Genomic DNA, 1,026 nt, shown 5'->3' with positions numbered 1-1,026 from the left:
CAAGTGAAGGCTGCTGAAAATGAAGCTAATCAAACTGGTTTAGATGCAGAAAATGATCAAGCAGGTGACTAGATGGTGAAAAATGACGATTCAAAGGCAAGGTCAACGGGCCAAGTGGCCATGCAAGGGGCTGCCGTTCTAACGCTCGCAGCCTTAGTGGCTAAAGTATTGTCTGCTATCTACCGGGTTCCTTTACAGAATATGGTCGGTAACGAAGGTTTCTATGTCTACCAACAGGTCTACCCAATTTACGGTATAGGGATGACCTTCGCTTTAAATGGTTTGCCATCTTTTATTGGCAAACAGGTCGCCCTACAAAATAACCACAAGCAAAGTAAGTCTTTGTTGAAGAGATACGCAGTCATTGTATCGGTCTTTGCACTCGCTTGTTTTGCCCTGATTTATTTTGGGGCTGATTGGATTGCGGCTATGATGGGTGACGGTTTACTGGCACCTGTTATCAAAAGCGTGTCTTTTATGTTCCTCTTGATGCCAGGTCTACTCCTGTCCAGAGGTTTTATGCAGGGGCGTAATCTTATGACCCCAACCGCTATTTCGCAAGTTGCCGAGCAATTCGTTCGGGTGGCAGTCATTTTAACTGTCGCCTTCATCTTTAGTAGGATGCAGCTGAATGGCGCGAATCCAGATGTCTACCAGATGGGATTTTGGACCATGCAGTCAGCGTGGATTGCTGCCGCAGCCGCTTCTGTCGTCATGGCTTATTACTTATTAAATTACCGCGAGAAGGCCATGTACCAAGACTTCTTAGCCGGCCATTACGGGTTAGGTCAAGCGAGGGAGAATGGTGATGATACAGGCTTATCTTGGGCTAAGTTAACCAAAGACTTTGTCACAGAAGGTTTTGTTATTTGTTTCTTCTCAGCACTATTGGTCTTTTATCAGCTGATTGACGCCTTTACCGTTTACGACCAATTGGTAGATAATGGAATTGCGACGGCGGTAGCCAAGGATATGAAGGGGATTTACGACCGCGGCCAGCCCATCGTCCAACTAGGCATGGTTGTG

1 protein-coding gene is annotated in these 1,026 nt (G+C 46.4%); it reads left to right on the top strand.

The features are described 5' to 3' along the window. Positions 1-72 precede the first annotated feature (72 nt). Positions 73-1,026 (top strand): oligosaccharide flippase family protein (locus tag ACRCJ0_RS15145; protein WP_431391035.1); only part of this gene is annotated, 954 nt, incomplete at its 3' end.

The sequence above is a fragment of the Aerococcus sp. L_32 genome (assembly GCF_050689315.1).
This window is presented reverse-complemented; position numbering and strand designations above follow the sequence as displayed.